The organism is Streptomyces sp. NPDC058773, from assembly GCF_042746015.1.
GTDB lineage: Bacteria > Actinomycetota > Actinomycetes > Streptomycetales > Streptomycetaceae > Streptomyces.
Window position 1 is genome coordinate 71,831 of the sequence record NZ_JBHYPE010000007.1, and the last position, 6,981, is coordinate 78,811.

Here is a 6,981-nt window from a genome sequence, read left to right on the forward strand (position 1 = left end):
TGGCGCGTCACTCGCGGACGAGCAGTGCCACCGGTGACTCCGCCAGCAGCTCGCTCAGCCGCACCACCGCACCGCCCGGCAGCTCGCGCCCGGTCAGCCGCTCGCACCAGGGGCCGTCCGGCGGCAGCCGCAGCCGGGTGTCCCACCAGCCGCCGGTCTCCACCAGCCGCAGCGACAGCCGGGTCACCACCGTCAGCACCCGTCCGCTGCGGCAGAACGCCACACAGTGCTCGGCCGCCGGGCCCTCCCCGTACACCGGCTCGTACGACGCCGCGGCGCCGAACCACTGCGGACGGTCCCGCCGCAGCCGCAGCGCCGCGGCGGTCAGCCGGAGCTTCTCGCCGGACAGATCGCGCGGCGGGCTCCCGCCGTCCAGCTCGTCGAGCAGCTCGGGACGGAAGGCGGCCGGCCGCCGGTTGTCCGGGTCGACCAGCGCGGTATAGCCGCGTTCGGTGCCCTGGTAGAGGTCGGGGACGCCCGGCATGGTGAGCTGCAGCAGCGCCGCGCCCAGCACATTGGCGCGGACGAAGGGGGCCAGCTCCTCGTCCAGCGCGGTGAGCGGCGCGGCCGTGGGACCGCAGGGCCCGTAGCGGACGAACTCCTCGACCGTCTCCTCGTAGACCGCGTTCCGCTCCGTCCACGAGGTGCGCAGCCCGGCCTCCCGGGCGGCCTTGAGGACGGCGGGCACCACCCGCTCCGCCGCGTCGCCGTCGCCGGCCGCCCCCAGGCCGAACGCGGTCTGCCAGGCCAGCCACGACACCATCGGGTCCGCCGGGCCGATGCCGTCCGGCCCGCCCGCCGTGCGGCCGCACACCGCGTCGTCGGCCATCGCGCCGAGCACGTCCCGCCACCGGTCCGGGCACTCCGACAGCACCGCGATCCGCGCCCGGACGTCGGCGCTGCGCTTGGTGTCGTGGGTGGAGAGCACCGTGCCGGCCAGCGGCCAATCCCGCTGCAGCCGGGCGCAGTACGCATGGAACGCCTCCGGGGCGAGCGCCGGCTCCCCAGGATCGCCGCCGACCTCACACGCCGACAGCAGCACCGGATAGCGGTAGAAGGCGGTGTCCTCGACGGATTTGGCGTGCAGTGCGGACGCGGTCTGGGCGAACCGCGCGGAGAAGTCGGCGCAGTCCGTGCCGTCGTGTTCCGGGGCGTCGGTCAGCCGGCCGAGCGCCAGATCGCGCAGCAGATCCACCGCCCGCGCCTCCTCGGGTACCCGGAAGGCGGTCCGTGCCTGCTCCGCCGCCGCCTCCAGCATCTCCGCGTCCTGCCCGGCCCGGGTCGGATCGGCGGCATAGGGGCGGTAGACCGGCAGCCGCACCAGCAGCTCACGGAGGGCGTGGCGCAGCGCCCAGGTCGCATGGTCACCGGGCTCGGGGGCGCGGGCGCTGATCCGCGCCGCGGTCCGCACCAGCCGCTCGATCTCCGCGGCCAGATCGTGGGTGACGACCTCATAGGCGGCGCGGCGCACCGTCTCCTCCCAGTCGCCGCCCTCGTCGGCGAGCGGGGTGACGAAGTCCCGGTAGTGGGAGAAGAGCCGCCCGGCGCCCTGCGGGCAGACGAACAGCCCGTCGATGTGCCGCAGGGCGTCATAGCCGGTGGTGCCCGCGCAGGCCCAGCTGTCCGGGAGCCGCTCGGCACCGCTGAGGATCTTCTCCACCACCGTCCAGCGGCCGCCGGTCCGCTCGTGCAGCCGGGCCAGATAGCCGCCGGGGTCCACCAGGCCGTCCGGGTGGTCGATGCGCAGCCCGTCGATGACGCCCTCCCGGATCAGCCGCAGCACCGTGCCATGGGTCGCCTCGAACACCTCGGGGTCCTCGACGCGCACCCCGATCAGCTCCGAAATGGTGAAGAAGCGGCGGTAGTTCAGCTCACTGCGGGCCAGCCGCCACCAGGCGAGGCGGTACCACTGGGCCTCCAGGAGACGGGCCGGCGGCAGCTGCTCCGTCCCGGGGCGCAGCGGGAAGGCATGCCCGTGGTAGCGCAGCACATCGCCCTCGACGCGGAAGTGCCGCATTTCGTCGCCGATCCGGCCGCCGAGCACCGGCAGCAGCAGCCGGCCGCCGTGCCCGGCACCCCAGTCGATGTCGAACCACCGTGCGTACGGGGACGCCGGGCCGTCGCGCAGCACCTGCCACAGCGGCCCGTTCAGCGACAGCGGCTCCGGCACCGCCATGTGATTCGGCACCAGGTCGACGACCAGCCCGAGGCCGTGCGCGCGGGCCGTCGCCGCCAGCGCCCGCAGCCCCGGCTCACCGCCCAGCTCGGCCCGTACGGCCGTGTGATCGACCACGTCGTAGCCGTGGGTGGAGCCCGGCTCCGCCTCCAGGACCGGCGAGAGGTGCAGATGGGAGACGCCGAGCGCGGCCAGATGCGGGACGGCCCGCTCGGCGGCGGCGAACGGGAAGTCCGGCTGGAGCTGCAGCCGGTAGGTGGCGGTCGGCGACGGACTCGAGGGCTGCGTCATGGGAACACCCGTACCCCGCTGACGGCTCCCTCCCGCATGGGGGCGGCGGTTTCCTCCGACGGAGTGGGCGCAGGGGGCGCGGGCGTTCGGATGTCCGGCCCGCGGTGTGCGCCGCTCCGCGGCCCCGCCCCGAAGGCCCGGCGCACGGACCGGCCGTCCGCCGCGCTCACGCCGGCCGCTGCAGCACCTTCAGGCTCCGGCCGGTGAGCGTCAGCCGGTCGCCGGCCTTGACCTTGGCGCCGCCGCCGTCCGCCACCGCCTGCGGCCGGTCGGTGTCCACCACCACCTGCCACTGCCGGCCCAGGTGCTCCGGAACCATGAACTCCTTCTCCTGGTCGTGGGCGTTGAACATCAGCAGGAACGAGTCGTCGGTGACCGTCTCGCCGCGCGGCCCCGGCTCGGGGATCGAGCTGCCGTTGAGGAAGACCGTCAGCGATGTGTCGTGCACCGAGTCCCAGTCGCGCGGCCCCATCTCCGCCCCGCCGGCCGTGAACCACGCGATGTCGGACAGCTCGTCGCCGGCGCCCTCCATCGGCTGCCCCTGGAAGAACCGGCGCCGCCGGAAGACCGGGTGGTCGCGCCGCAGCCACACCATCTGCCGGACGAACGCCAGCAGCGCCCGCTGCTCCTCGTCCTCCCGGTCCGCCCCACCGGCGCCCGCCGGACCGTCCGCACCGGCCTCCTCCTCGGCGGACCCGCCCGCCGTCGCCCCGCCGCCGGACCCCCGGCCCGGCTCCGGCCAGCGCACCCACGACAGCTCGTTGTCCTGGCAGTACGCGTTGTTGTTGCCGCCCTGGCTGCGCCCGAACTCGTCCCCGTGGCTGAGCATCGGCACGCCCTGCGACAGCATCAGCGTGGCGATGAAGTTGCGCATCTGCCGGGCCCGCAGCCGCCGCACCCCCGGATCGTCGGTCGGCCCCTCGGCGCCGCAGTTCCAGGACCGGTTGTGGCGCTCACCGTCCCGGTTGTCCTCGCCGTTGGCCTCGTTGTGCTTGTCGTTGTACGCGACGAGGTCGTGCAGGGTGAAGCCGTCATGGCAGGTCACGAAGTTCACCGAGGCCAGCGGGCGCCGCCCGTCCGCCTGGTAGAGGTCCGACGAACCCGTCAGCCGGGACCCGAACTCCGCCAGGGTGCGCGGCTCGCCCCGCCACAGGTCCCGCACGGTGTCCCGGTACTTCCCGTTCCACTCGGTCCACAGCGGCGGGAAGTTCCCCACCTGATAACCGCCCTCCCCGACGTCCCAGGGCTCGGCGATCAGCTTCACCTGACTGACCACCGGGTCCTGATGGACCAGATCGAAGAACGACGACAGCCGGTCCACCTCGTGGAACTGCCGGGCCAGCGTCGCCGCCAGATCGAAGCGGAAGCCGTCCACATGCATCTCCTGCACCCAGTAGCGCAGCGAGTCCATCACCAGCTGGAGCACATGCGGGCTGCGCATCAGCAGCGAGTTCCCGGTGCCCGTGGTGTCCATGTAGTACTGCCGGTCCTCCGACAGCCGGTAGTAGGAGGCGTTGTCCAGCCCCCGGAACGACAGCGTCGGCCCCAGATGACTGCCCTCGGCCGTGTGGTTGTAGACGACGTCGAGGATCACCTCGATCCCCGCCCGGTGCAGTGCCCGCACCGCCGTCTTGAACTCCAGCACCTGCTGCCCGCGGTCGCCCCAGGACGCATAGGCGTTGTGCGGGGCGAAGAAGCCGATGGTGTTGTAGCCCCAGTAGTTCGTCAGCCCCGCGTCCACCAGCCGGTGGTCCTGCACGAACTGGTGCACCGGCATCAGCTCCAGGGCGGTCACCCCGAGCGCGGTCAGGTGGTCGATGATCGCCGGGTGCGCCAGCGCGGCGTAGGTGCCGCGCAGCTCCTCGGGGAGCTCCGGATGGCGCATCGTCAGACCCTTCACATGGGCCTCGTAGAGCACCGTCTCGTGGTACGCGGTGCGCGGCGGACGGTCGTCGCCCCAGTCGAAGTACGGATTGACCACCACCGACGCCATGGTGTGCGGCGCCGAGTCCAGGTCGTTGCGGACCTCGGGGCGCCCGAAGTGGTAGCCGTAGACGGCCTCGTTCCAGTCGATCCGGCCGCTCATGGCGCGGGCGTACGGGTCGAGCAGCAGCTTCGCCGAATTGCAGCGCTGCCCCCGCTCCGGCTCGTACGGGCCGTGCGCCCGGAAGCCGTAACGCTGCCCGGGCATCACCCCCGGAAGGTACGCGTGCCGCACAAAGGCGTCGCTCTCGCGCAGCTCGACGGCGGTCTCCGAACCGTCGTCGTGCAGCAGACACAGTTCGATGCGCTTCGCGGCTTCGGAGAACACCGCGAAGTTGGTGCCCGCCCCGTCATAGGTGGCACCCAGCGGATACATCTGTCCCGGCCAGACCTGCATGCGTAGACTCTTCCACTTTCTCGTCGGGCGCTGCGGCGACTCCACGGCACACCTCCGCGGAACGGTTCGAAATACTTCCCCCCATCTGTCGCGAGGTGTCGCCCACCAAGGGTTTTCCCCGAGATTGCCGCTGAATGGTGGCAACTGTCCCGATGTCGGATCGTCCTACCGGCCGGCCTGCCGGACGGCCGACGGGCCGACGGGCCGGCGGGAAGCCGGGGTGCCGGTCACCCGCGCTCACCCCCGCTCCGTCGGCGACCGGGGCGGGCCGGGCACAAATACACCACACATGGCACGTATTCCCCCGAGTACAGCAAATGTGAGCAGTTCACCAGCGGTAACCCGGCCAACCGTGGCGCCCGCGCCGGCGCCGGAACCGTCGTCCGGGTCAACGGCCGGCCGCGGAAACACCCCATCGCGTGGGTCACCATCGGTTGCCACCGCATCGCCACGGAAGAGGGCGGGGAGCCGGCGCCCGTGCACCGGCCGGGCCGCCCGCCCGCCCCGGGCGGTGCCACCGCTATGAATCCGCTCACTCCGCCCCCGCCGCCGGGAGACAACGGGCAGTATGGACAAGGGGAGTTGGTAACCGACTCGATCCATCCTGCTGCACCGTCTCCCGCACCGCAGTAGTCTGCCTTGATCGTTGGCACGGGGGTTCGGAAGGCGGTGGCAGGTGAGCGGCGGGCTGGAGTTGCCCCCTGGTGACGAGAGTCATGAGGGCCATGAGGGCGGCTCCGTCGACGCACCGCCCGGCGCGGTGTCCCTGGCACGACCGCTGGAGATCGGTGCGGAGCTGGACTGGGGCACCGACGCCTGGAGCGAGGTGCGCACCCGCGCCCGCCGGGCCGGCCGCGCCTACATCTGGCTGAATCTCGTCGAGCAGCGGCTGCGGGCCGTCGTCGCCGCCGTCCTGCGGCCCATCTACGAGCCGGTGCACGGCGACGAATGGGTGGTCGCGGCGGCCGGACCCGCCGGTCAGGAGTGGGTGCAGCGCGCGGTCGCCGTCCGCGAGGTCAGCCGCCGCAAGGGCTACCTCCTCGACCCCGCCGACGACAACATCGTCAGCTTTCTGACGCTGCCGCAACTCCGCGAACTGATGGTCCAGCACTGGCCCTGCTTCGAGCCGTACTTCGACGACCGCCGCGATGTCGAGCTGGCCCTCGACGAGCTGGAGGTCGCCCGCAACATCGTCTCCCGCAACCGCGCCCTGTCCGAGACGGTCCTCGCCCAGGCCGAGCGCGCCTCCGCCCGCCTCCTGGACATCCTCGGCTCCGGCGTCGGCAGCCGGATCTCCGGACGGCTGCCCATCGACGCGGTGGAGGACCTGGTCGGCGACCGCTACGCCGATGTCATCGGGGTGCACTCCGACCGGGTGCGCCTGCAGCGCCAGCTACCCGCCGAGGACCTCTTCGGCGACGCCCGCCGCCTCGACGCCGTGGGCATAGGGCTCAACCTCCTGGTCCAGAACTACTCGGGCCGCCGGCTGGTCCGGCTCGCCGAATCCGGCTGCCGCGTCCGGCTGCTCTTCCTCAACCCGGCCAGCAGCGCGGTCCGCCGCCGGGAGCGTGAGATCGGCCTGAAGAAGGGCGAGATGAGCCGCTCCATCGAGATGAACATCCTCCATATGCGGCGGGTGCGGGCCCGGCTGCGCGACCCCGGCGCCTTCGAGATCCAGGTCTTCGACGAGACGCCGCGCTTCACCGCCTACCTCGTCGACGGCGACGGTCCCGACGGGGTGGCCGTCGTCCAGCCCTACCTCCGCAAGAGCCGCGGGATGGAATCCCCCGTCCTCGTCCTCCGCGGCGGCGGCCGGGAGGTCGTCCGTCAGGACGCCCGGGACACCCGCGACGGCGACAACGGCCTCTTCGAGACCTACCGGGAGGAATTCGAGAGCATGTGGGCGGATTCGCGGCCGGTTTCCTGACCGGGGCGGCCCGCCGGTGGCCGGCGGGGGCGCCGGACCGGGCGGCCCGGCCGATTGTCAGTGGTGCGTGCGAGAGTGGGCGGGCAACGGGGGAAGTACCACCGAAGGAGACCGCATGAGCAAGCGCAGCACGGGGATTCCCCCGGCCCGGGGCCGGGGGTTCGTCATGGAGAGGTGTGCGCGGGTCGCGTGTGGGGACGGGCGAAG

The 6,981-nt window shown here is 72.6% G+C and carries 3 protein-coding genes; 1 reads left to right on the forward strand and 2 read right to left on the reverse strand.

Translation table 11 applies throughout. The annotated features are described in order from the left end of the window. Positions 1-7: 7 nt before the first annotated feature. Positions 8-2,467: a malto-oligosyltrehalose synthase gene (gene treY / locus ACFW5B_RS08750; protein WP_386435365.1), complete on the reverse strand. Its 2,460-nt coding sequence runs from the start codon at positions 2,465-2,467 to the stop codon at positions 8-10. A 166-nt stretch (positions 2,468-2,633) separates the two neighbouring features. Then, on the reverse strand, positions 2,634-4,847 hold the full coding sequence (glgX, locus tag ACFW5B_RS08755) for a glycogen debranching protein GlgX (protein ID WP_386435367.1): 2,214 nt from the start codon (positions 4,845-4,847) through the stop codon (positions 2,634-2,636). 676 nt (positions 4,848-5,523) lie between these two features. Between glgX and ACFW5B_RS08760 the strand changes: the two genes are divergently transcribed. Next, positions 5,524-6,774, forward strand: coding sequence for an SAV2148 family HEPN domain-containing protein (locus tag ACFW5B_RS08760; protein ID WP_386435370.1), 1,251 nt, complete (start codon positions 5,524-5,526; stop codon positions 6,772-6,774). The last annotated feature ends 207 nt before the right edge of the window (positions 6,775-6,981 follow it).

What these genes read in the sequence shown, in the direction of transcription:
- treY (WP_386435365.1), bottom strand. Translation starts at nt 2,467, where the DNA reads ATGACGCAGCCCTCGAGTCCGTCGCCGACCGCCACCTACCGGCTGCAG.
- glgX (WP_386435367.1), bottom strand. Translation starts at nt 4,847, where the DNA reads ATGCAGGTCTGGCCGGGACAGATGTATCCGCTGGGTGCCACCTATGAC.